Consider the following 21386-nt stretch of genomic DNA (forward strand, 5'->3'; position numbering starts at 1 on the left):
AGACCGAGGCGCCCCCTTCGCGAGCAAGCCCGCTCCCACAGTTTGACCGAGTTCTTTCAGAAGAAATGCGATCGAACTGTGGGAGCGGGCTTGCTCGCGAAAGCGGTAGATCAATCAACACAACTTCCGGATCAAACCATCCCCACCTGCTTCAACTCGCTCTTGAGGTACGCATAATAAATCGGCCCCGCCACCACCCCCGGCAAGCCGAACGCGGCTTCGAACACCAGCATCGCCATGAGCAATTCCCAGGACTTGGCGCTGATCTGCCCGCCAACGATACGGGCGTTGAGGAAGTATTCGAGCTTGTGGATCACGATCAGGTAACCCAGCGCCGCCACCGCCACCCAGATCGACAACGACAAGGCGACGATGGTGATCAGGGTGTTGGACATCAGGTTGCCAATCACCGGCAGCAGCCCCAGCAGGAACGTCATCACGATCAGGGTCTTGGTCAGCGGTAGCTGGATGCCGAACAGCGGCAGCACCACCGCCAGGAAAATCCCGGTGAAGAAGGTGTTGAGCAGGGAAATCTTGATCTGGGCGAAGACGATGTTGCGAAACGCCTTGACCAGCAGGTTCAGGCGATCGAACAGCGCTGCGGCCAGGGGCTTGCGCTTGGTCAGGTCGGGAATGCGCTGCAGGGCAACGATGGCCCCCAGCACCATGCCGATCAGCAAGGTCACGAACATGTGGGCAGCGTCCTTGCCCACCAGTTGCAGGTCGCTCAGGTGCTTGCTCACCCAGTCGCCGATTGCCACTCGAAACTCGGCAGCGCTGGCCGGTAGGTAGGCGTCGATGAACGGCGGTAATTGTCCACGGGCGCGGTCGACCACCGTCATGAACTTGTCCAGGGACGCGCCTGGGTTTTCTGCTTCATGGAGCAGGAAACTGAAGGCCCCGGCGAAAATCAACGAAAGCACACTGACCACCAGCGTGCCGAGCAACGCCACTGCCAGCCAGCGGGCACGGCGGCCTTCGATCAGGCGCTGCAACTGCGGGGTGAGCATGTTGACCAGCTCGAACACCAGCAGCCCGGCCAGCAAGCTCGGCAACAGGCGCAGCGGCAGCACCAGCAACAACCCACCAAAAATGATCACCCAACTGATCACCAACAACACATGACGCTGAGAAAACGTTGGCATACAGCCTCAGGACAAAACCGCGTGAAAGGATCGGCAGTCTGCCAGCGATCCGCTGGCAGCACTAGGGATTGTGTCGGCCGACCTTCGTCGCAGTTCAGGGCTTTTTTGTAACTTTTGCGTCGGCCCCATCGCGAGCAGGCTCGCTCCCACAGTGGATCGGCGTTGGCCTGCCCATGTGGGAGCGAGCCTGCTCCGGGCGGCGATCCGACGATGGGGCCCCACAGATCCAACACTTATTTTTTCTTCAGGCACTCACTCATGAACGCCTTTCGCGCATCGCCCTTCAGCGCCTGCTCGGTGGCGGTGGCGTTGCAGCTTTTCATGCGCTCCTGCGGGGTAGCCTTGAGGCAATTGCTCATGAACGCCTTGCGCTCGTCGCCCTTGAGCGCCTTGGCGGTGGCGTCGGCATTGCAGGTGGTCATCTTGCTCTGCTGCGCCGTCTCGGCGAAGCCCTGGGAACACAGCAGCAAACCGATCATCAACAAAGGCACACGAAGCATCTTCATGGTGTTTCTCCTGGCTGCCACACGAGGGGGTGGCGATGGGGTGGAGTGTAGACAACGCCTGTTACACCTCCCAAGAGATTCTCGGCGCCTGAACAACCGCTTTCGCGAGCAAGCCCGCTCCCACATTCGATCGAGTTTCTTCAGAAAGAATGCGGTCAATGTGGGAGCGGGCTTGCTCGCGAAGAACGATAACGCGGTCCAACGGGCTACACCCCGGCAGCCTTCAACCGCTCGGCATGCTCGACAAACAACCGAATCGGCTCGGCCCCCTTGCCCACCAGCCCCAGCGACTGGTTGACGATGTCGAAGTGGTCCAGCGGATAGTCGTCGCCGATGACCGTGCCCAGGTGGGAGCTGTAGCGTCCGACCAAGCCGTCGCATTGCCCCGCTTCCCGGACAAAGGTGCGGGCAAATAAACGGCACGTGCGGTGGGTGCCGTCGAACAGGTTGCGCCCTTTATCGGTGATGCCCGGCTGCAAGGTGCCGGACCACGAGTAATAGCGCACGCCATTGACCTCTTCCGGCCCCTGCCCGCCCCAAGTGACCGGCAAGCCCTGTGGATAACGTTGGTTGAACAGCGCCACGCCAGCAGTGGTCAGGGAGACGTGGGACGCTTGGAGGTCCACCGGCAGCTTCGGCCCGCGATAGCCGGTGTCCAGCAGGCTCATCAGGACGTTGATCAGGCGTAGCACGGCACTGAGCATGCGGCCCTTGGCGCTGTCGGCCGGGTAATGGCGCTGCAGGTAATCAGCCAGTTCGGAACCGTGGTTGGGGCCGGCCACCGACGTGACCGACGCCACCAGGTCCGGACGCTTGGCGGCTGCATAACGGGCGGTGAGGCTGCCCTGGCTGTGGCCGATCAGGTTGACCTTCTGCGCACCGGTTTGCCGCAGGATGTCGTCGATCACTGCCAGCAACTGCTCGCCGCGCACCTCGGACGAATGCAACGGCGAAACCTTTACCGCCACCACCACGGCCCCACCGCGACGCAACGCCGAGACGATGCCATACCAGTACGGATACAGCACCAGACGGATGAACCCGAGCATGCCTGGGACCAGCACCAGAGGGTAACGAGTGGCGCAGCGTTGCGACATGGCGACATCCTTGATCAAGAGGGGTCAGCATCGGTACTGATGATGACCAGTCTATGACACCCGGATGAATCCGTGGCGAGGGCGCTTGCTCCCGCTGGGCTGCGCAGCCGCCCCTTTCTCAAAACGTCCGCGCCAGCGCCAGCAAACGCTCCTCGGCCTCGGCGCAGGACAACGCAAAACTGCGCTCGGCCGACTCTTCGCCTTCGGCGGCCACCACCGTCACATCGGTGATGCCGATGAATCCCAGCACGGTGCGCAACAGCGTGTCGGCGTGGTTCATGCTCTCCAATTGGCCGCCGGGGCCAAAACCGAAATCACCGCGACTGGTCACGATCAGCGCCTTCTTGCCCAGCACCAGCGGCTCGTAGTGCGACACGCCGTTATCCAGGCTGTGATTGAACGTCAGCCCGATGCGCACGATCTGGTCGATCCAGGCCTTCACGCCGCTGGGCACGCTGAAGTTATGCATGGGCGCGGCGATCACCAATCGGTCATGGGCTTGCAGCTCCTCGACCAAGGCGTCGCTCAGGGCCAGGTCCGCCTGCATGATCAACGGTCGATTCTGGGGCTCGGGGTAGAACGCCGCCGCGATAAAGGCTTCGTTGACCGGCGGTATCACCGTCCGTCCGACCTCGCGGCGGGACAATTGGGATTGCGGGTTCGCGGCCTGCCACGCCGAAACAAACGCCTCGGCCAGGCGCCGGGAATGAGAACGCTCGCCACGGGGACTGCCATGCACCACAAGAATCTTGCTCATCTGAATCTCCTTTTATGCGGCTACAATCAACACTGCTTGTGCGGCGCAGATTGAAGCCCGATGCTGCCAGCAGACAAATGAGCGTTAGCTCATCTGGATGAGTTAATTTCATCCGTAGCGTTTTTCAGGAGAATCCGAATGTTCGCCAACCTGCCGCTCAACGCCCTGCGCGCCTTCGAATCCGCCGCGCGGTTGCTCAGTTTCAAGGCGGCTGCGGCGGAGTTATCGGTGACGCCTACAGCGATCTCCCACCAGATTCGAGCGCTGGAGAGCTGGCTGGGGCTGGTCCTGTTCGAACGCCTGCCCCGCCAGGTTCGCCTCACCGACGGCGGGCAACGCTTGTTCCACAGCTTGCACGGGGCCTTGCTGGAAGTAGCGCAAAGCGTCGATACCTTGCGCCCGCAACGCAGCACCACCCACCTGACCCTGTCCACCACCGCCGCGTTTGCCGCCCTGTGGCTGGTGCCTCGCCTGGGGCGCTTTTATGCGCGCCACCCGAACATCAACGTGCGCCTGGACACCCATTGCGAGGTGATCGACCTGCACCAGGACGCCAGCGTCGACCTGGTGGTGCGCTACAGCCTCGACGCCTACCCGAACCTGTACGGCATGTGCCTGTTCGATGAAAGCTTCGGGGTCTATGGCTCGCCTGAACAGGTGGCCCTGGCGGCCCGGCAGCCGCCGACGCTGATCAGCGTGCGCTGGCACAACTCCAAGCTGTACGCCCATGGTTGGGATGCCTGGTGCGCCCAGGCCGGGGAAACCTGGCTCACCCGTCAGCCGTGCATCCGCGAGTACGACGAGGAGCACTACGCCTTGCAAGCCGCGATCGCCGGGCAGGGCCTGGTGCTGGCGAGCAATATCCTCGCGTCGCAAAGCATCGCCAGCGGCTTGCTGGTGGGCTATCGCCCGGACGTCCAGGTCAGCGGCGCCGGCTATAGCGCCCTGTGCGTCCCGGGCCGCGAACGCCATCCGCCGGTGCGGGCGTTCTTCCAGTGGTTGGGGGAGGAGGCGCGACTGTCCGGTTATGCGCTGAAAAATTCAGTAAAACTTTTTCAAGACCGCGTCACTCACATTTAGAGTGATCGCGCCAGCACAGCGTGACGCCTCAACCGGATCAGCCTCCAGGAGAACGAGATGAGCGACATGCACTTATCCGATGTAACCACCCTGCGCGAACGGGCACGGCAGAACGTGCAGAACGGCGCCGTGACCGAAGGCTACTGCGCCGATCGCCAAGAGGTCATACGCCTGCTCAACGAAGCGCTGGCCACCGAACTGGTTTGCGTGTTGCGCTACAAGCGCCACTACTTCATGGCCACCGGTCTCAAGGCCAGCGTGGCCGCCAGTGAGTTCCTCGAGCATGCGAACCAGGAAGCCGAACACGCCGACACACTCGCCGAGCGCATCGTGCAGTTGGGCGGCGAGCCGGAGTTCAACCCCGACCTGTTGACCCGCAATTCCCACGCCCAATACATAGCGGGCAACACCCTCAAGGAAATGGTGTACGAGGACTTGGTGGCCGAACGGATCGCCATCGACAGCTACCGGGAAATCATCCAATACATTGGCGAAAAAGACCCGACCACCCGGCGCATCTTCGAAGACATCCTGGCCCAGGAAGAGGAGCATGCCGATGACATGGCCGATATTCTGGCTGATCTCTGATACACCTGAGGGCCCCTTCGCGAGCAAGCCCGCTCCCACAGTTGAACCGCATTTCTCTGAAGGAACTTGGTCAACTGTGGGAGCGGGCTTGCTCGCGAAAGGGCCCTAAGCTTCATAACAATTCGCCGGCTACCGGGTCGGCTTGACCGTCACCGGCGCCTTGCCCGCCTTCATCTGTTCCAACAGCGGCGCGCACTGGTTCGGCTCTCCGCCGCTGGGCGCCACCAGCGCCAGCAATCCGGCCGCCGGCGCGGCGATCACGCCCAACGCCACCATCCCGGCACCGCGCAGCATCAGGGGTACGGCCTTGACCCCAGCGGCGGGCTTGGAGAACGTGCCCCGCACATACAAGGGCGAACGCAGGGAAATCAGGCGCCAGCCCTTGGACTCTGGAGTGATGGTCAGGTCCAACTTTTCACTCGCCATATTCGCCGTGCCGTCGATGTAGATGATCGCGTTCTCGGTATCGAACACGAACAGGCGCGTGGTCGCCAGGCCCGTCTTGATGTCGAAGTCGGCTGCCGCGCAGTTGATCTTCACTTCCTTGTCGCCAAAGATTTTCCCTACCACGTAGTTACCAACGTTCAGCCCCGCCAGCTCCATCAATTCCCGACTGATGGCGCCATCGTTGATGAGCATTTTCAGCGTGCCGTTGGAGGTGCCCAGCAACGCCGCCACCGAATTGCCGCGCCCGGCGATGTCGGCATCGCCATTCAATTCGCCGAAGCTGGTTTTCATCGGCTCGAAACCCGGGAACAATTGCTTGAGCTTGAACCCCCGCGCCGTCAGCTTCGCCTGGCCTTCCAGCGGCCGGGTGCGCCCGTTGAGGCGGATCTGTGCATCGAGGCGGCCACCGGCCACACCGAAACGCAGGGGCTCAAGACTCAACTGCCCGTCGTTGAGCACCAGATGGGTATACAGGTCGGTGAACGGCAGCTGCTCGCTATGGACAATGCGTTTGCCGGTGAACTCCACATCGGCGTCCATCACGCGCCAACGCTCGGTGCGAAACTCTTCTACGGGCAAGACCTTGCCGGTCGGCTGTTTGCTGGCGCCGCCGCGGGCCTTTTGCTCGGTGTTGGAGTCAGCACCGATCAACGGCGCCAAGTCGCTGAACAGCAGTTGATTGGAGACCAGCGCGCCACTGAGTTTGGGCCGCGGCTGACTGGCGACGTAAGCCAGGTCGCCATGGATATCGCTGTCGCCGATCTTGCCGTTGAACCCCTCATAGCGAAACAGCGCCCCACCCGGGTCATGCAGTTTGGCGATCAAGCGGCCATCGGTGGCGTAAGGCGGTGAGTCCGGCAGGGTCACGCCGGTCAGTGGGTAGAGCTGGGCGAGGCTGGTGCCCGCCAGTTTCAGGCGCAAGTCCAGGGCCCCGAGGTTCAGCGGATCGGTGAGGGTGCCCGCCAGTTCGACACGGGTGTCACCGACCTTCGCCTGGGCCTGGAGTGGAAAAGGTCGTGACGCATCCTTCAGTGCCAGCAAGCCACCGACCTTGCCGGAGCCGGTCAGGTTTTGCCCGTGATACTGCCCGTTGACCTTGAAGGCGAACGCGTAGTCCTGTGGCGTCGCGCCTTGGTCCTGGGCTTTTTTCGCGGCTTTGTCACCGACGATATCGCTGAACGGAATGGGTTTGCCCAACGGGTCGATCAACAGGTCGAGGCGGGTCTTGAGTGTCTGGTCGTCAAGGGTGACGTGCCCCTTGTCGAAACCAATGGCGCCAATGTCCACCACCCAGCTGGACGGCTCCGCGTCCGGGTCTTTCGGATCGAATTGGAAGGTCCAGTTGGCGCGACCGTCCGCCAGGCGTTGCAGATTGGCGTTGGGCTCCACCAGGTCGATGCGTGGAATCACCACTCGCCGGGCCAGCAAGGCCAGAGGCGAAACGCGCAGCTCGACACGCTTGAGCGTGACCATTTGCGGCGTTTTCGACCAATCCGGGTTACCCAGGCTCAAATCTTCGGCCACCACATGGGGCCACGGCAACCAGGCGCGCCAGCCACCTTCTTCCGGCTCACGCTGCCAGATCACCGCCAGGTTGCCGTTGATGGCGAAGGGACGATGCAATTCCTCGGAAACCTTGGCATTGAGCGGGGGCTTGATGCGGTTCCAGTCGAAGAAGGCGATGACCAGCACCAGCACCGCCAGCAGGACAACAAGGCTGGCAAAGCTCCAGGCGAGGATTTTCGAGGTGCGCGTCATGCACAAGGCTCCTGATGACAAGTCAGCGTCCGCAACCGCGGCGCTGTTTTAAATACGAACCTGCACCGGTTCGTCATGAAGGGTTGGACTGGCGAAACGGCCAACAGGTGCCGATGAACGGCACAAAAAGATGCCAGGATTCTGACTGATCGGCCAACAAACTGTTACCGCCCCCGCACATTTGCGAGGCAGCGATGGGTACAAAATACCCACCACGGTGCAAAACAGCACCTTGGAAACGCCCGTTCTAGAGCCTTCGCCGCGAACAATCAATTCCGTTGATTATTACCATTGCGTTTATGAACTTTTATATCGACTTATCGAGAGTAGCATTGCCCTCGTACCCACTTTATCGCCCTTCCAAGGAGCAACGATCATGAAACGCCAATTACTGATGAGCCTGTCCCTTTCACTGCTGGCCTCTACTGCCTTCGCACTGCCAGCCTCCGAACAAGCCACGCCACAGGTCAAGGACAGCCATTCTGTCTACAGCCAGACGGTTGCCGAAGGTGGACGTGATCGCCTGGAAGAAAAAGGCCTGGCCGAAGACGGTTATGACCGTACCAAGCAGAGTGATACCGTGGCAGCTGACGGTTCCGACCGCACTCCAGGTCAAACCCTGGCAGCTGATGGTTCCGACCGCACTCCAGGCCAAACCTTGGCAGCCGACGGTTCCGACCGCACTCCAGGCCAAACCTTGGCAGCCGACGGTTCCGACCGCACTCCGGGTCAAACCCTGGCAGCCGATGGTTCCGACCGCACTCCAGGCCAAACCCTCGCTGAAGACGGTTCTTCGCGCACTAAAATGGGCGATACCGTGGCCGAAGGCGGTGGTGATCGTGTGATCGAACGCAACAGCACCGTGAGCTGAGCCCATGGTGGCCCAGAAAAAAGCCCGATTCCTGCAATCGGGCTTTTGACTTTTCAAGCCCTTCGTTTTCCCCGCCCGATCCCCCTCTACCGTTCGACGTCGGCAAAGCCGATTTGCTAGAGTGCACCGCTCCCGTGAATCAGAAGTCAGCCTTGTGATGCTGCCCCGCGCCGAACAGAAACAACAGACACGCATTGCCCTGATGGACGCAGCCCGTCATTTGATGGAGTGCGGCCGGGGATTCGGCAGCCTGAGCCTGCGAGAAGTCGCCAGGACGGCGGGCATCGTGCCCACCGGGTTCTATCGGCACTTCGAGGACATGGACCAACTGGGCCTGGCACTGGTCAGCGAAGTCGGCCAGACCTTCCGCGAAACCATCCGCCTGGTCCGCCACAACGAATTCGTCATGGGTGGCATCATCGATGCGTCGGTACGGATCTTTCTCGATGTGGTTCAAGTCAACCGATCCCAATTCCTGTTCCTGGCCCGCGAGCAATACGGCGGCTCCCTGCCGGTGCGCCAGGCCATTGCTCAATTGCGCGAAGACATCAGCTCGGACCTGGCCGACGACCTGGCGTTGATGCCCAAGCTGCAGCACCTGGACCTGGCCGCCCTGGGCGTGATGGCCGATCTTATCGTCAAGAGCGTGTTCGCCACCCTGCCGGACATCATCGACCCACCCGCCCAAGCCCTCCCCGAACACCTCACGCCCCAGGCGAAGATGACCCAGCAACTGCGATTCATCTTCATTGGCCTCAAGCATTGGCAGGGGCTGGGCAGTACCGAATAACTGTCAGCATGCCTCCTTTGTGGGAGCGAGCCTGCTCGCGATAGCGGCGTCTCAGCCCCCTGATTGCTCACCTGGCACACCGCCTCCCGAAAAACCACGCAACAGATACTTTCGATGTAGGAAAAGGTGCATCTTGGCCTACGAACTTTCCTATTCGCTGCAAATGCGCCCCACGCCGGGATTGCCCGCTATCAGCGGCTCATCGTCTTATTCATCGCTTCCAAGACCTGTCAACGCGGCCTTGCGTACGACGTCTTTGTATAGGAGCCATGAAAATGACTGCACCCTTGCTATCCCACCACACCAATGAAGCCTCTCTTGAATACCTGAGCCATCTCGACGATCCCTACTTTGAGCCGGATCGGTTGGAGGGTTGCGTCGAAGAAGTCGCGACACTGCTTAGACAACAACAGGCTTACGTCAAAGCCCATCCGCCACTCGGTATTTACCGACTGGCCGCCGAGGGTAGTCAGACCCGGGACGGCGGAACGATCCAACATGCTTCATCACCGTTTGAATTCAAGATGGATGGCCGCACGCTACGCGCCGCCCAGAAAGGCGATCACGTCGTGTATGCCGATGGCAGCACGGCGCGGATCGTCACCGGGGCCGGTGAAAGCAACAGCGATGTTGCACTGGTCGGCAGCCGTCTGAGCAACGGCGACGAAATCATCAATACGCCCCAAGACATAGCGGTTCTCATCGTCCGCAAAGGCGTGTCGAACGCAGAAGATTTTTTGCCCGCAGTAGGGCCAGCTGAGGGCCGCCGTCTGCGCCGGAATGAGATGAAGGAGAACATGCAATGACCGAGGGTTACTTCATCGGTCAGGGCGACAAGACCTCTTGCGGCGGGAAAGTGCTGGATGGCGATGACAGGGTCAACATGTTTGGCCTGCTGCATGCCCGCGAAGGTGACCGCGTCTCGTGTGGAAAGGACGGGAAAACTTATCAGATCAAAGGTGGCATCGGGCACATTGTCAGCCATGGCAAACACATGGCCGGAACGCTCGATAGCCATAGTACCTGCCCCTGCAAAGCGCAACTGATCCCTTCGGTATTCTGGGCCACCTATGAAGGTGCGAATTCTGCACCGCAAGCCAGCCGAGCCGCTCAGCCGGCTCCACAGCCCGCGACCAGCGCTCCAACTGCTTCACGCCAATCGTTTTCAGCCCCATCAATCAACCCTCCGCCCCCAACATCTACCCGCGTAGAACCCCAGGAACCGGGATTCTACGTTGTGCCCAAAAGCGTGACCCGCGAAGCGCTGGAGGCCACGTTGTTCCCGTCACCCGACCCGGCGGTGATGCGCAAATTCCGCGCATTGAATCCTTATCGCGATGTGGTCAAGGCCGGTTCGATGATCGTGCTGAGCGATCCGAACAATCACCTATGCACCCGCGAAGAGGCGCAGGTGATGGCGGCGGCGCAAACAGTGAATACCGCGCTCGATGACCTGACCGCCGAGCAAGCCGACTTCATGCACCGCCACGCGGCTGAGATCGCCAGCTTCACCGGCCAGACCTCTACTTGGCTTGGCGTAAGCGCGGTGATGATGGAAAAACACCTGACCAGCTTGCGCGACACGCTGCAAGCCATGGAACGCTTGCACCAGGAAAGCTATCGCCAACACGGCCACCTCAAATCAGCGCAGTTTTTCACCGAGCGTAAGCTCCTGCTCGCCCAGCTGGATGCCCACCTGCTGAACTCCACCCGCCTGCGCGGCCATACGACCCTGGGCGACCATCCCAAACTGAAAACCGCCCTGGGCATTTCGAGCCGTAGCTTAGTGCACCACTGGAACAAGGCCGGAGCACCGGGGCAGATACCGGGGTATGCGACCCACGTCGAGAGCACCAGCCGAGCAGCGAAATATATGCAGATGGGCGGGTATATCGGGATTGGAGTTGGTGGGGTGTCTTCGTTATTAGCTGTTCAGGACGTGTGTAACGGAGGCTCTGAGGCGGCTTGTGAGAGAATTAAGTTCACTGAAGGAGGAAAATTCGGCCTATCTACCGTTGGTGGCGCTTGGGGTGGAAATTTAGGTTTATCAGCCAGCGGGCCGCTTTGCTTGGCGCTTGGAGCCTCTACTGGTATCGGAGGTGTGATTTGTGTCGCGGCCGTAGTGGGCGTTGGTGCTTGGGCGGGTACAGCTGTTGGAAGTATGGGAGGCGAAAAAATAGGTGACGTTATGTACGAGATAGCTTTGCCATGACGCTGGGGGAGTTCTGGAACTCTTCGCTGTCTGACTGGATTGTGTTGGCTATGATCCCTATGAACCTTGCGTGCTTGACATTCAGTTTGTACCTAATTCGCCATCATTTGAACCCCATGATGGATGCCTTGAAAAACAGCCGCTTCATATACCTTTGGGCTCCCGCTTGGCGAAATCGAGGCTACTTTGGGGGATTTGTGCTGCTGAGTAAAATTGCCGGGATGGTGATTTTTTCAAATGCGTATATCCGCATCGGGGATGTGGACCCCGTTGATGTCAAACATTTCCCACCCTATCTGAAACGTCTTCTCATCATTGATAGAACGTTGATGGCTTTTACTTTGGCATGGATGGGCATCGTAGCCGTGCTGATCAAGCTCAGATAACACCTGGGTTCCAAGTCGAACCAAGCTCAATCTCGATCCACATTCACTGTGAGAACGAGTTCCCATAGTTGATGGCTACTTGCCCCCTCGCTCCACCAGACATTCAAAATCGCAACTTTCGGCAGCCCCTACGCAATTTCTGTAGGAGCTGCCGACGGCTACGATCTTCCGGTGCTTTTCCCCGCCAAACCCTCGGACATTTCCTTCAACACGCGGGGCTGTTCATGAACTAGGCAGCGCTCTATGGCGCGGCTAACCTCTGTTCGTCATCGCAAAAACGGTGATACGGACGTGCAAGTCCGGTCTAGGAGCGTATTCGTTATGGCTATTCGCCGAGCATTTTTCTATGCTCGCTGACTATTATGGCGGCTGCGCGTGGGAGATCTTCGGGTCTGCCGGGTTCCTGGACCGGTCTTGCACACCTACGTACAGCTGCCACCCATTTTTCGACGTGCAATCGGAGGGTGCCGGCTCCACTTCCAGGAATTTTCACTATGTTCAAAGCAACTCCGAATCCGCCAAAAAGCGGCCACAAATCCCGCGTCCAAGCGCAGGAAGAAAAAAAGCTCGATGACGCCGCCACCCGCGCCCTCGACTACTACCTCAAGCCCAAGCCCACCTCACCGCCCGAACCCGATAAAAACCAGCTCTTCATCGTGTCCCCTCACATAGACACCGAAACCCTGCTCGCCAACGCCTCCGAAGACCTGCTCTCCATCAGCACCATCGCCGCCGACCTGGCCGACGATGTGGACGACTCACGCCGCTGCGTCGCCTTGGCGATCAGTCGCATGGCCGATGGGGTGCAGTTGCTGGTCGAGCGGGCGTTGGATCATCTGGAAACCAAGGAGATGGCGGCGCCTGGGGCCAAGGGATAGCGCCTTGCTTTGATGCGAGCTGGGCCGACGCCATCGCGAGCAAGCTCGCTCCCACAGGGTTTTGTGTAGAGCCGAATATCAAGTTCAACACCAATCCATTGTGGGAGCGGGCTTGCTCGCGAAAGCGGTGGATCAGACATATTGATGTCGACTGACACGCCGCCTTCGCGAGCAAGCCCGCTCCCATAGGGTTCTGAGTCGAACCGAATCTCAAGCTCAACACCAATCCATTGTGGGAGCGGGCTTGCTCGCGAAAGCGGTGGATCAGACATATTGATGTCGACTGACACGCCGCCTTCGCGAGCAAGCCCGCTCCCACAGACGCTTTTGTGTTGGTCGCAAAATGGTGCACAGCCCCACGACGCGCACCAACATGGCACGCAATCCGCCCCATCCTGAAACGCCATCCCCAGATATTTCCTACACCCCCTTCGATTGGCAAGCCCCTTGCTCTAAACACAGCACCGTTCATTGCTGGAAGCACTCCGATGCTGGTGATTCACCGCAGAATCGACACTCAACCGCGCTGGGACGCAGAGCTGCACCTGACCTTCGACGCCCGCAGCAAAAGCCGTCTGCGCTGTTTCAGTGCCGAAGGTGAAGACGTCGGGTTGTTCCTGGAGCGAGGCCAGCCGCCGCTGTACGACGGTGAGTGCCTGCAGGCCGAAGATGGGCGCATCGTGCGCGTTTGCGCCCGCGCCGAACAATTGCTGCATGTCACCTGCGCCAATGCCTTCGAACTGACCCGCGCCGCCTACCACCTGGGCAATCGCCACGTGGCCCTGCAAGTGGGCGATGGCTGGTTGCGCCTGCTGGACGATTACGTGCTCAAGGCGATGCTCGAACAACTGGGCGCCCGCGCCGAAGCCATCGAAGCCCCGTTCCAGCCGGAACACGGCGCCTATGGCGGCGGCCATCATCATTCCCGGCACGGCGACGAAGACTTCAACTACGCGCCGCGCCTGCATCAATTTGGCGTGCGCACATGAACCCGGCCTGGGCGCTGCTGCGTCTGGCCAGCCCGCAGTTGCCGATTGGCGGCTACAGCTACTCCCAGGGTCTGGAAATGGCGGTGGACAACGGCCAGGTGAAAAAACCCGACGATGCGCGGCGCTGGATCAGCGACCAATTGCTGTTGAACCTGGCACGCTTCGAAGCGCCCCTGCTGCTGGCACACTGCACCGCAGCCGCCGCTAACGATTGGGACACGCTGCGGCAACGCTGTGAAGAGCACCGCGCCAGCCGGGAAACCCGCGAGCTGTACCAGGAGAGCCGGCAGATGGGCTACTCGTTGCAACAATTGCTCGCGGGCCTGCCGGAACTCGACCGCGCCGCGCGAGGCTTTCTCGAACAGCACAGCGAACCGCACCTGGCACTGGGCTGGGCCCTGGCCGCCCGCGCCTGGCAGATCGCCCCCCAGGATGCCCTCGCCGCCTGGCTGTGGAGCTGGCTGGAAAACCAACTGGCGGTGCTGATGAAAACCCTGCCCCTGGGCCAGCAAGCGGCCCAGCGCCTGACCAGCGAACTGCTGCCGCTGTTGCAACAGGCCCAGCACGACGCCTCGAACATCGACCCCGACCATTACGGCAGCGCCGCGTTTGGCCTGTCCCTGGCGTGCATGGCCCATGAGCGCCAGTACAGCCGTCTGTTCCGTTCCTAGGAGACACACATGAACACACAACCTCTGCGCGTCGGTATCGGCGGCCCGGTGGGCTCCGGCAAGACCGCCCTGACCCTGGCCCTGTGCCTGGCTCTACGTGAACGCTACAACCTGGCGGTGGTCACCAACGACATCTACACCCGCGAAGACGCCGACTTCCTGGTGCGCAACGAAGCCCTGGCGCCGGAGCGGATCATCGGCGTGGAAACCGGCGGCTGCCCGCACACGGCGATTCGCGAAGATGCCTCGATCAACCTCGAGGCGGTGGACCAGTTGAACCGGCGCTTTCCGGGCTTGGACCTGATTCTGGTGGAGTCGGGCGGCGACAACCTGTCGGCGACCTTCAGCCCGGAGCTGTCGGACCTGACGATCTATGTGATCGACGTTTCCGCCGGGGACAAGCTGCCGCGCAAGGGCGGGCCGGGCATTTGCAAATCCGACCTGCTGGTGATCAACAAGATCGACCTGGCGCCGCTGGTGGGCGCGTCCCTGGAGATGATGGACAGCGACACCCGGCGGATGCGCAACGGCAAGCCCTTCGTGTTCAGCAACCAGAAGACCGGCCAGGGCCTGGACGACATCATCGCCTTCATCGAGCGCCAGGGTCTGCTGAGCGCCGCCTGATTTTCCGACTGACCACAAGGAAGCTTATCCATGACCTTCAAACGCCTCTTCGGTGCTCTTGCCCTGCTGCTGACCCCGGCCCTGGCCTTCGCCCACCCCGGCCACGGCGACAATGGCCTGATCGCCGGCCTCGGCCACCCCATCGGCGGGCTCGACCATTTGCTGGCGATGCTGGCGGTCGGCTTGTGGGCCGCACAACAACAAGGCGCCGCGCGCTGGGCGCTGCCCTGCACCTTCGTGGGTACGATGCTGCTGGGCGGCCTGCTGGGCTTTGAAGGCCTGAACCTGCCGGCGCTGGAAAGCGGGATCGCCGCCTCGGTGTTGGCCCTGGGCCTGGCGGTGGCACTGGCGGTACGTCCACCGTTGAGCCTGGCGGTTGGCGCGACGGCGTTGTTTGCACTGTTCCACGGTGTGGCCCATGGCTTGGAACTGCCGGACATGTCGAGCCCGTGGGCCTATGCGGTGGGCTTCGTCGCAGCCACGGCGGCGCTGCATGGCGCCGGGTTTGCACTGGTGCGGGTGCTGCCACGCGCGGCGACGCCATTGGTTCGGTTGGCTGGAGCAGCTTCGGCGGGGGCTGGGGTGTGGTTGTTGGCGGGTTGATTCTTTAGCGCCTTCGAAGACGCCTTCGCGAGCAAGCCCGCTCCCACAGTTAGGTCGGTGTACGCCGCCTCCTGTGGGAGTGAGCCTGCTCCCGCAGCTTGATCGCTGTACACCGTACCCTGTGGGAGCGGGCTTGCTCGCGAAGGCGGCCTGATAGCCACCCCATCTCCCCAGGCCTGCCACTCTGCTACCATGTCGCGCAATCGCCCCCAAGCCGTGACGACGTCCGCCCATGCCTGATGCTTCCCGCCCCGCTCCCCCGCCTGAATTGACCGCCCTGTTCGCAACAGTGCGGCAGCATTTTCACGACGTGATCGTGCCGATGTGGCAAGGCCCGGGCTGGAATGCCGAACTGGCGCTGCCCTATGAATCCCTGGATGCCGAACATGCGCCGCTGCCGCCCCAGCGCTACCGGGCCATGGCCTGTGCGCGACAACTGTATGTGTTTGCGAGCCTGATTGGCGAAGTGCCCCAGGCCGAGGAACGGGCCAGCGCACTGTTCCGCTCGCTCCAGCGTCATTTCCACGATGCCGAACATGGCGGCTGGTTCTACAGCATCGACCCGCGAGGCGCGCCGCTGGACACCGGCAAGGACCTCTATACCCACGCGTTTATCCTGTTCGCCTGCGCCCATTACTGGGGCAAGGTCCGCGAACCGCTGGTGGAATCGGTGCTCAACGCGAGCCTGGAAGTCATCGCCCGGCGCTTTGCCAGCGTCGACGGTCTCTACGAAGCCAGCCTCAAGCGCGATTGGTCGACGACGGGTTCCGGCCCTTTGCAAAACCCGTTGATGCACCTGGCCGAAGCGTTTCTCGCCACCCTCTCGGTCCGCGAAGATGCCAACGTCCGCCAGGCGTTGCTGGACTTGTGCGACGGGATGGCCAAGCACTTCATCGATCCGCAGCAGCGGGTCATGATGGAAAAACCGCTCAAGGCTGTGGATAACTGGTTCGAGCCGGGCCACCAGTTCGAATGGTATTACTTGCTGGCCTCATCGCCGCTGTTGCGCAACGGCAAGTTGCACACCGCCCTGGAGCGCAGCTTCGGCCATACCGAACAACGCGGCGTCGATCCGGATTCCGGCGCGGTGTGCGCGATGCTGGCGGTGGACACACAAGCAGGCCCACGGGATGCCACCCAACGCATCTGGGCCCAGGCGGAATACCTGCGGGCGCTGACTTTGCGCCCGGACAATCAGGGGGCATTGCTACATCAACTACAGGCGTTGCGGCAACAATTCCTGCATGGCAAAGGCTGGAACGAATGCCTCGACGCCGACGGCATTGTCAGCCGCCGGGACATGCCGTCCACCACGCCGTATCACCTGCTGACCTGCTATCGCGGGCTGGCCGATTATCTGGCTTGACCCCCACTGTGGCGAGGGAGCTTGCTCCCGCTGGGCCGCGCAGCGGCCCTAAAAAGCTTACGACTGCTTCGCAGCCGAGCGGGAGCAAGCTCCCTCGCCACAAGGGCTCAACATTTCCAGCTCAAGTACGTCAGCGGTCAGGCCTTGTTACGCTCAATCGCAAACCCAGCCCAGGTCTGGCTCACCGGCATCAGCTCCAGGCTGTTGATGTTGATGTGCGCCGGCGTGTTGAGCACCCAGAAAATCGTGTCGGCGATGTCTTGTGGCTGGATCGGCTCGGCGCCGGCATAGGTCGCGTTGTAACGCGCCTGGTCGCCACCGAAGCGCACCAGGGAGAATTCGCTTTCGCACAGGCCCGGCTCGATGTTGCTCACTCGCACGCCCGTGCCTTGCAGGTCGCAACGCAGGTTCAGGGAGAACTGTTTGACGAACGCCTTGCTCGCGCCATACACATGGCTGCCCGGATACGGGTAGTTGCCGGCAATGGAACCCAGGTTGACGATCCCGGCGCCACGGCCGTGGGCGATCAGGCGCGGCAACAGCAGGCGGGTGCTGTAGATCAGCCCTTTGACGTTGGTGTCGACCATGGTGTCCCAGTCATCGAGGTCGCACTTGGGCGCCGGGTCGACGCCCAGGGCCAGGCCGGCGTTGTTGATCAGCCCGCGCAACGTGGCGAAGGACGGCGGCAGGTTGGCGATGGCCTCTTCCATGGCCTTGCGATCGCGTACGTCCAGGACCAGGCCATGGACTTCGGTCTGCTTCGACAGCTCGGCACAAAGGGCATTGAGGCGTTCTTCACGACGACCGGTCAGCACCAGTTTCCAACCGGCCTCGGCAAAACGTCGGGCACAGGCTTCACCAAAACCGGATGTCGCGCCGGTGATAAACAGAGTGTCAGACATCGTGTTCTCCTTGTTGGAACTTCAAAAGCCGTTGAATGGAATCGGCCCACAGCATGCCCGGCCTGATACGTCGGGGGCAAGGTTTGCACACGTGCTTTTGGCCCACATCTGCTCATAAAACAACCAATCCGCGCCAGACCTTGCCCAGCAAGGCCCGCAGCCGGTTGCCCGCACCTTATCCACAGGCACGTCCACAGTAATCGGGGGCAAGTGCAAACCCCACAGGCCGCTGTGCATAAGGCTTTGCGGGGTATTTGGAAAATTTTTTCGCTTGACCCTGCAACTCAGGTTGTGCAACGCAAGTTATCTGCTATAAGTCAGCGCCCCAGAGGCGATGGCTCCAAGCCAGTAACCACGGCCCTCAGCGCGGTCTTTCCAGAGTTTAATCACAGACTTATCCACAGGATTACCGATAGACTTCCGGGCCCATTCCAGTGCTCACAAAACTGTTGACAACTGCCGCTCACGCTTGACCGAAAACGCCTGATCAAAAAACGATCACAGCCCTGCAAGCCACGTAATCAAAGGCTTTCAGCCAGCTACTCCCACGTTACCCACAGCCAGTTCCACAGCAAACGGGGACAAGTCAAAACCGTGACAAAACAACTGTTTGCGGCGACTTTATGTCGCGGTTTCGCAGGGGCTCAGGATTGTTGTCCACAATTCCTGAAACCATACAAATTCCCCCTGTGGGAGCGGGCTTGCTCGCGAAGGCGGCGTGTCAGTCGACATCAATATGTCTGATCCACCGCTTTCGCGAGCAAGCCCGCTCCCACAGAGGGATGGTGGTGTTTGGGAGAGATAAAAAAACCGGCGATTCACTCGCCGGTTTTTTTCATTGCTTCAACCGCCTCAATGCCCACCCAGGTACGCGTTGCGCACCTCTTCGTTGGCGAGCAGTTCCTTGCCGGTGCCGGTCAGGCGGATTTCACCATTGACCATCACATAAGCCCGGTCCGACAGCCTGAGGGCGTGGTTGGCGTTCTGTTCCACTAGGAAAATGGTCATCCCGGTGGAGGCCAGTTCACGCAGGGTGGCGAAGATCTGTTTCACCACGATCGGCGCCAACCCCAGGCTCGGCTCATCGAGCAACAACAACTTCGGCCGGCTCATCAATGCCCGGGCGATGGCGAGCATTTGCTGCTCGCCGCCGGACATGGTCATGGCCCGCTGGTTGCGGCGCTCCTTGAGCCGCGGGAACAGCTCGAACATGCGTTGCATGTCTTCGCTGGCGTATTTGTCACCGATGGGAATGGTGCCCATCAGCAGGTTTTCCTCGACCGTCATGTCGGGGAAAACCCGCCGCCCTTCTGGCGACTGCGCGATGCCGTTGGAGGCGATGTAGTGGGAGGACTTGTGGGTGATGTCCACGCCCTGGTAGATGATCTGCCCACCCGCCGCGCGGGGCTGGCCAAAGATCGACATCAACAGCGTGGACTTGCCGGCACCGTTGGAGCCGATCAAGCTCACGGTCTCGCCTTCGCCAATGTGCATCGAGACTTTCTTCAGGGCCTGGATCGGCCCGTAGAACACGTCCAACTCCTTGAGTTCGAGGATAGGTCCACTCATACCAGTTCCTCTTCGTCGGCACCCAGGTAGGCCGCGATCACCTTCGGATCGTTGCGAATCGCCTCGGGACCACCCTCGGCGATCACGTTGCCGTGGTCCAGCACCACGATGTGGTCGGAAATGCTCATTACCATGCCCATGTCGTGTTCGATCAGCACCACGGTCAGATCATGCTCATCGCGCAGCAGCCGGATCATCGCGCTCAGCGCTTCGGTTTCCTGAGGGTTGAGGCCGGCGGCCGGTTCGTCGAGGCAGATGATCTGTGGGCGCGTGCACATGGCCCTGGCGATTTCCAGGCGGCGTTGCTGGCCGTAGGAAAGCTCGCCCGCCAGACGGTTGGCGCAATCCACCAGGTCCACCACTTCCAGCCAATAGAACGCATGGTCCAGGGCGTCGCTTTCGGCCTTGCGATAGCCCTTGGTGTTGAGGATGCCCGCCACCAGGCTGCGGTTGATCCACATGTGCTGGGCCACCAGCAGGTTTTCCAGCACCGACATTTCCTTGAACAAACGAATGTTCTGGAAGGTACGCGCCAGGCCGGCGCGGTTCACCAGGTGGGTGCCGCCGAACATCTTGTAGTACAGCCGGCTGGCGAAGGATTTCGGCGAGACGAAGTCGGTCGGGCGGAACGCTTCGCCCAACAACTTGATGACGTTGGTCTGCTCGCCGCGCACGTTGAGTTCAATCTTGCCGCCCGAAGCCTTGTAGAAACCGGTCAGGCAGTTGAACACCGTGGTCTTGCCCGCACCGTTGGGGCCGATTAGCGCGAAGATCGAGTTGCGCTTGACCTGCAGGCTGACATCGCTGAGGGCCTTGATGCCACCGAACTGCATCATCAGGTTTTCAACTTTGAGTACGACTTCGCTCATGGCGCTACCCCCTTGCGCGGCGTCACACCGGTACGGCTGATACGGATCAAGCCGCGCGGGCGCCAGATCATCATCAACACCATCAGTACGCCGAACAGCAGCACCCGGTATTCAGAGAAACTGCGCAAAAGCTCCGGCGCCACGGTGAGCACGAAGGCGGCAATCACCACGCCGACCGTCGACCCCATGCCGCCCAGCACCACGATCGCCAGGATCAACGCCGACTCGAAGAAGGTGAACGACGATGGGTTGACGAAGCCCTGGTAACTGGCGAAGAACACCCCGGCCAGGCCAGCCGTGGACGCGCCGATGGTGAAGGCCGAGAGCTTGACCAGCACATGGTTCAGGCCCATGGAGCGGCAGGCGATCTCATCCTCGCGCAGGGCTTCCCAGGCACGTCCGACCGGCATGCGGGTCAGGCGATGCTTGATGTAGAGCACCAGCAATACCGTGATGAACAGCACGATGTAGATGAACAGGAATTTGATGTTGGGGTTGTAGTCGAGGCCGAAGAACTCATGGAACGGCACCCCGCCATCTTTCGCTCGCCGGCCGAACTCCAGGCCGAAAAAGGTTGGCGACGGCACGGGCATGCCATTCGGCCCGCCAGTGAACGACAGCCAGTTGTTCAGCACCAACCGGATGATCTCACCGAACCCCAGGGTCACGATGGCCAGGTAGTCACCGTGCATTCGTAACACCGGGAATCCCAATATGCACCCCGCCATCGCCGCCGCGATGGCCGCCAGCGGCAATACGGTCCAGAAACCCAGCCCCAGGTATTGGTAGCCCAGCGCCAGGCCATAGGCACCGATGGCATAGAACGCCACGTAACCCAGGTCGAGCAGCCCCGCCAGGCCGACCACGATGTTCAGGCCCAGGCCCAGCAACACGTAGATCAGGCCGAGAATGACCACGGTGAGCACGTATTTGTTGGCGAAGAACGGAAACACGATGGCAATCACGATCAGCGCCGGGATGATCCAGCGCAGGCGCGACTTGTAGTCCGGCGGCAGCACATGCACGCCGGAGCCGGTGCTTTCGAAGCCCTGGAGAATCTTCAGTCCCTTGGGGGTTTGCAGGAACAGGCTCAAGGCAAAACGGCCGATCATCACGATCGCCACCAACCAGCCGACCCGGGCCGGTTGAAGGTTGAAGCTGTAGCCGTCGAGCACCACGCCGACAATCGGCCCGAACACGATCAGCGAGATCAGGCCGGCCAGGATCGCGTCGATGACGCTCTGTTTGATATCAAGCGGTTTATTGGCAGCAGACATA

At 61.1% G+C, this 21386-nt stretch carries 22 protein-coding genes; 13 read left to right on the top strand and 9 right to left on the bottom strand.

Translation table 11 applies throughout. The annotated features are described in order from the left end of the window. Positions 1 to 131: 131 nt before the first annotated feature. From J3P88_RS27150 to J3P88_RS27165, 4 genes are all read right to left on the bottom strand, one after another. Entirely contained in the window at positions 132 to 1145 is a 1014-nt protein-coding gene (locus tag J3P88_RS27150) for an AI-2E family transporter (protein ID WP_186707795.1), read from the bottom strand. Positions 1146 to 1378: 233 nt separating this feature from the next. Beyond that, on the bottom strand, positions 1379 to 1651 hold the full coding sequence (locus J3P88_RS27155) for a PsiF family protein (protein ID WP_186707797.1): 273 nt from the start codon (positions 1649 to 1651) through the stop codon (positions 1379 to 1381). 206 nt (positions 1652 to 1857) lie between these two features. Next, positions 1858 to 2748, bottom strand: coding sequence for an alpha/beta fold hydrolase (locus J3P88_RS27160; protein ID WP_434572692.1), 891 nt, complete (start codon positions 2746 to 2748; stop codon positions 1858 to 1860). 118 nt (positions 2749 to 2866) lie between these two features. Next, positions 2867 to 3505 carry an FMN-dependent NADH-azoreductase gene (locus J3P88_RS27165; protein ID WP_434572694.1) on the bottom strand — a complete coding sequence of 213 codons (639 nt, stop codon included), beginning with the start codon at positions 3503 to 3505 and terminating at the stop codon, positions 2867 to 2869. 138 nt (positions 3506 to 3643) lie between these two features. On the opposite strand from J3P88_RS27165, the gene J3P88_RS27170 reads away from it, so the two are divergent. Beyond that, complete coding sequence (locus tag J3P88_RS27170) at positions 3644 to 4585, top strand: LysR substrate-binding domain-containing protein (protein ID WP_411386364.1); 942 nt, start codon at positions 3644 to 3646, stop codon at positions 4583 to 4585. 57 nt (positions 4586 to 4642) lie between these two features. Next, entirely contained in the window at positions 4643 to 5173 is a 531-nt protein-coding gene (locus tag J3P88_RS27175; protein ID WP_434572696.1) for a ferritin-like domain-containing protein, read from the top strand. Between the two features lie 129 nt (positions 5174 to 5302). On the opposite strand, the gene J3P88_RS27180 is transcribed toward J3P88_RS27175, so the two are convergent. Further along, positions 5303 to 7378, bottom strand: coding sequence for an AsmA family protein (locus J3P88_RS27180; RefSeq protein ID WP_434572698.1), 2076 nt, complete (start codon positions 7376 to 7378; stop codon positions 5303 to 5305). 376 nt (positions 7379 to 7754) lie between these two features. On the opposite strand from J3P88_RS27180, the gene J3P88_RS27185 reads away from it, so the two are divergent. The 11 genes from J3P88_RS27185 (at position 7755) to J3P88_RS27235 (ending at position 16768) form a co-directional block, all read left to right on the top strand. Then, on the top strand, positions 7755 to 8249 hold the full coding sequence (locus J3P88_RS27185) for a hypothetical protein (RefSeq protein ID WP_186707810.1): 495 nt from the start codon (positions 7755 to 7757) through the stop codon (positions 8247 to 8249). 157 nt (positions 8250 to 8406) lie between these two features. After that, on the top strand, positions 8407 to 9039 hold the full coding sequence (locus J3P88_RS27190) for a TetR family transcriptional regulator (protein WP_434576625.1): 633 nt from the start codon (positions 8407 to 8409) through the stop codon (positions 9037 to 9039). 275 nt (positions 9040 to 9314) lie between these two features. Further along, positions 9315 to 9845, top strand: a complete 531-nt coding sequence (locus J3P88_RS27195) for a hypothetical protein (RefSeq protein ID WP_434572701.1) — start codon at positions 9315 to 9317, stop codon at positions 9843 to 9845. Beyond that, positions 9842 to 11251, top strand: a complete 1410-nt coding sequence (locus J3P88_RS27200) for a PAAR domain-containing protein (RefSeq protein ID WP_434572702.1) — start codon at positions 9842 to 9844, stop codon at positions 11249 to 11251. The genes J3P88_RS27195 and J3P88_RS27200 overlap by 4 nt, the downstream gene beginning before the upstream one ends. Continuing rightward, a complete protein-coding gene (locus tag J3P88_RS27205; RefSeq protein ID WP_339478432.1) occupies positions 11248 to 11637 on the top strand; it encodes a hypothetical protein in 390 nt (129 codons plus the stop codon). The genes J3P88_RS27200 and J3P88_RS27205 overlap by 4 nt, the downstream gene beginning before the upstream one ends. Positions 11638 to 12131: 494 nt before the next feature. Next, entirely contained in the window at positions 12132 to 12515 is a 384-nt protein-coding gene (locus tag J3P88_RS27210; protein ID WP_434572704.1) for a DUF6124 family protein, read from the top strand. Positions 12516 to 13003: 488 nt separating this feature from the next. Next, the gene (ureE, locus tag J3P88_RS27215; protein WP_057448286.1) at positions 13004 to 13504 is read left to right on the top strand and encodes an urease accessory protein UreE; all 501 of its coding nucleotides are present in this window, start codon (positions 13004 to 13006) and stop codon (positions 13502 to 13504) included. Further along, on the top strand, positions 13501 to 14175 hold the full coding sequence (locus J3P88_RS27220) for an urease accessory protein UreF (protein WP_434572707.1): 675 nt from the start codon (positions 13501 to 13503) through the stop codon (positions 14173 to 14175). The genes ureE and J3P88_RS27220 overlap by 4 nt, the downstream gene beginning before the upstream one ends. A gap of 9 nt (positions 14176 to 14184) precedes the next feature. Then, positions 14185 to 14799, top strand: a complete 615-nt coding sequence (ureG, locus tag J3P88_RS27225) for an urease accessory protein UreG (protein ID WP_060739393.1) — start codon at positions 14185 to 14187, stop codon at positions 14797 to 14799. Positions 14800 to 14829: 30 nt separating this feature from the next. Next, a complete protein-coding gene (locus J3P88_RS27230; RefSeq protein ID WP_434572709.1) occupies positions 14830 to 15402 on the top strand; it encodes a HupE/UreJ family protein in 573 nt (190 codons plus the stop codon). Positions 15403 to 15634: 232 nt separating this feature from the next. After that, positions 15635 to 16768 (top strand): AGE family epimerase/isomerase, encoded by a 1134-nt coding sequence (locus J3P88_RS27235; RefSeq protein WP_434572711.1) that lies wholly within the window; start codon positions 15635 to 15637, stop codon positions 16766 to 16768. 137 nt (positions 16769 to 16905) lie between these two features. On the opposite strand, the gene J3P88_RS27240 is transcribed toward J3P88_RS27235, so the two are convergent. From J3P88_RS27240 to livM, 4 genes are all read right to left on the bottom strand, one after another. Further along, complete coding sequence (locus J3P88_RS27240; protein ID WP_186707822.1) at positions 16906 to 17670, bottom strand: SDR family oxidoreductase; 765 nt, start codon at positions 17668 to 17670, stop codon at positions 16906 to 16908. 852 nt (positions 17671 to 18522) lie between these two features. After that, entirely contained in the window at positions 18523 to 19239 is a 717-nt protein-coding gene (locus J3P88_RS27245) for an ABC transporter ATP-binding protein (protein ID WP_018606262.1), read from the bottom strand. Beyond that, positions 19236 to 20108 (bottom strand): ABC transporter ATP-binding protein, encoded by an 873-nt coding sequence (locus tag J3P88_RS27250; RefSeq protein WP_434572714.1) that lies wholly within the window; start codon positions 20106 to 20108, stop codon positions 19236 to 19238. The genes J3P88_RS27245 and J3P88_RS27250 overlap by 4 nt, the downstream gene beginning before the upstream one ends. Beyond that, the gene (gene livM, locus J3P88_RS27255) at positions 20105 to 21385 is read right to left on the bottom strand and encodes a high-affinity branched-chain amino acid ABC transporter permease LivM (protein WP_186707824.1); all 1281 of its coding nucleotides are present in this window, start codon (positions 21383 to 21385) and stop codon (positions 20105 to 20107) included. The genes J3P88_RS27250 and livM overlap by 4 nt, the downstream gene beginning before the upstream one ends. Between the last annotated feature and the right edge of the window lies 1 nt (position 21386).

The sequence above is a fragment of the Pseudomonas sp. Z3-6 genome (genome assembly GCF_051131985.1).
GTDB classification, from domain to species: Bacteria; Pseudomonadota; Gammaproteobacteria; order Pseudomonadales; family Pseudomonadaceae; genus Aquipseudomonas; species Aquipseudomonas zanjanensis.

Bases quoted from the DNA above. Each gene is read 5' to 3' on its own strand.
- J3P88_RS27150 (WP_186707795.1), bottom strand. From the start codon at position 1,145: ATGCCAACGTTTTCTCAGCGTCATGTGTTGTTGGTGATCAGTTGGGTG.
- J3P88_RS27155 (WP_186707797.1), bottom strand. From the start codon at position 1,651: ATGAAGATGCTTCGTGTGCCTTTGTTGATGATCGGTTTGCTGCTGTGT.
- J3P88_RS27160 (WP_434572692.1), bottom strand. From the start codon at position 2,748: ATGTCGCAACGCTGCGCCACTCGTTACCCTCTGGTGCTGGTCCCAGGC.
- J3P88_RS27165 (WP_434572694.1), bottom strand. From the start codon at position 3,505: ATGAGCAAGATTCTTGTGGTGCATGGCAGTCCCCGTGGCGAGCGTTCT.
- J3P88_RS27170 (WP_411386364.1), top strand. From the start codon at position 3,644: ATGTTCGCCAACCTGCCGCTCAACGCCCTGCGCGCCTTCGAATCCGCC.
- J3P88_RS27175 (WP_434572696.1), top strand. From the start codon at position 4,643: ATGAGCGACATGCACTTATCCGATGTAACCACCCTGCGCGAACGGGCA.
- J3P88_RS27180 (WP_434572698.1), bottom strand. From the start codon at position 7,378: ATGACGCGCACCTCGAAAATCCTCGCCTGGAGCTTTGCCAGCCTTGTT.
- J3P88_RS27185 (WP_186707810.1), top strand. From the start codon at position 7,755: ATGAAACGCCAATTACTGATGAGCCTGTCCCTTTCACTGCTGGCCTCT.
- J3P88_RS27190 (WP_434576625.1), top strand. From the start codon at position 8,407: ATGCTGCCCCGCGCCGAACAGAAACAACAGACACGCATTGCCCTGATG.
- J3P88_RS27195 (WP_434572701.1), top strand. From the start codon at position 9,315: ATGACTGCACCCTTGCTATCCCACCACACCAATGAAGCCTCTCTTGAA.
- J3P88_RS27200 (WP_434572702.1), top strand. From the start codon at position 9,842: ATGACCGAGGGTTACTTCATCGGTCAGGGCGACAAGACCTCTTGCGGC.
- J3P88_RS27205 (WP_339478432.1), top strand. From the start codon at position 11,248: ATGACGCTGGGGGAGTTCTGGAACTCTTCGCTGTCTGACTGGATTGTG.
- J3P88_RS27210 (WP_434572704.1), top strand. From the start codon at position 12,132: ATGTTCAAAGCAACTCCGAATCCGCCAAAAAGCGGCCACAAATCCCGC.
- ureE (WP_057448286.1), top strand. From the start codon at position 13,004: ATGCTGGTGATTCACCGCAGAATCGACACTCAACCGCGCTGGGACGCA.
- J3P88_RS27220 (WP_434572707.1), top strand. From the start codon at position 13,501: ATGAACCCGGCCTGGGCGCTGCTGCGTCTGGCCAGCCCGCAGTTGCCG.
- ureG (WP_060739393.1), top strand. From the start codon at position 14,185: ATGAACACACAACCTCTGCGCGTCGGTATCGGCGGCCCGGTGGGCTCC.
- J3P88_RS27230 (WP_434572709.1), top strand. From the start codon at position 14,830: ATGACCTTCAAACGCCTCTTCGGTGCTCTTGCCCTGCTGCTGACCCCG.
- J3P88_RS27235 (WP_434572711.1), top strand. From the start codon at position 15,635: ATGCCTGATGCTTCCCGCCCCGCTCCCCCGCCTGAATTGACCGCCCTG.
- J3P88_RS27240 (WP_186707822.1), bottom strand. From the start codon at position 17,670: ATGTCTGACACTCTGTTTATCACCGGCGCGACATCCGGTTTTGGTGAA.
- J3P88_RS27245 (WP_018606262.1), bottom strand. From the start codon at position 19,239: ATGAGTGGACCTATCCTCGAACTCAAGGAGTTGGACGTGTTCTACGGG.
- J3P88_RS27250 (WP_434572714.1), bottom strand. From the start codon at position 20,108: ATGAGCGAAGTCGTACTCAAAGTTGAAAACCTGATGATGCAGTTCGGT.
- livM (WP_186707824.1), bottom strand. From the start codon at position 21,385: ATGTCTGCTGCCAATAAACCGCTTGATATCAAACAGAGCGTCATCGAC.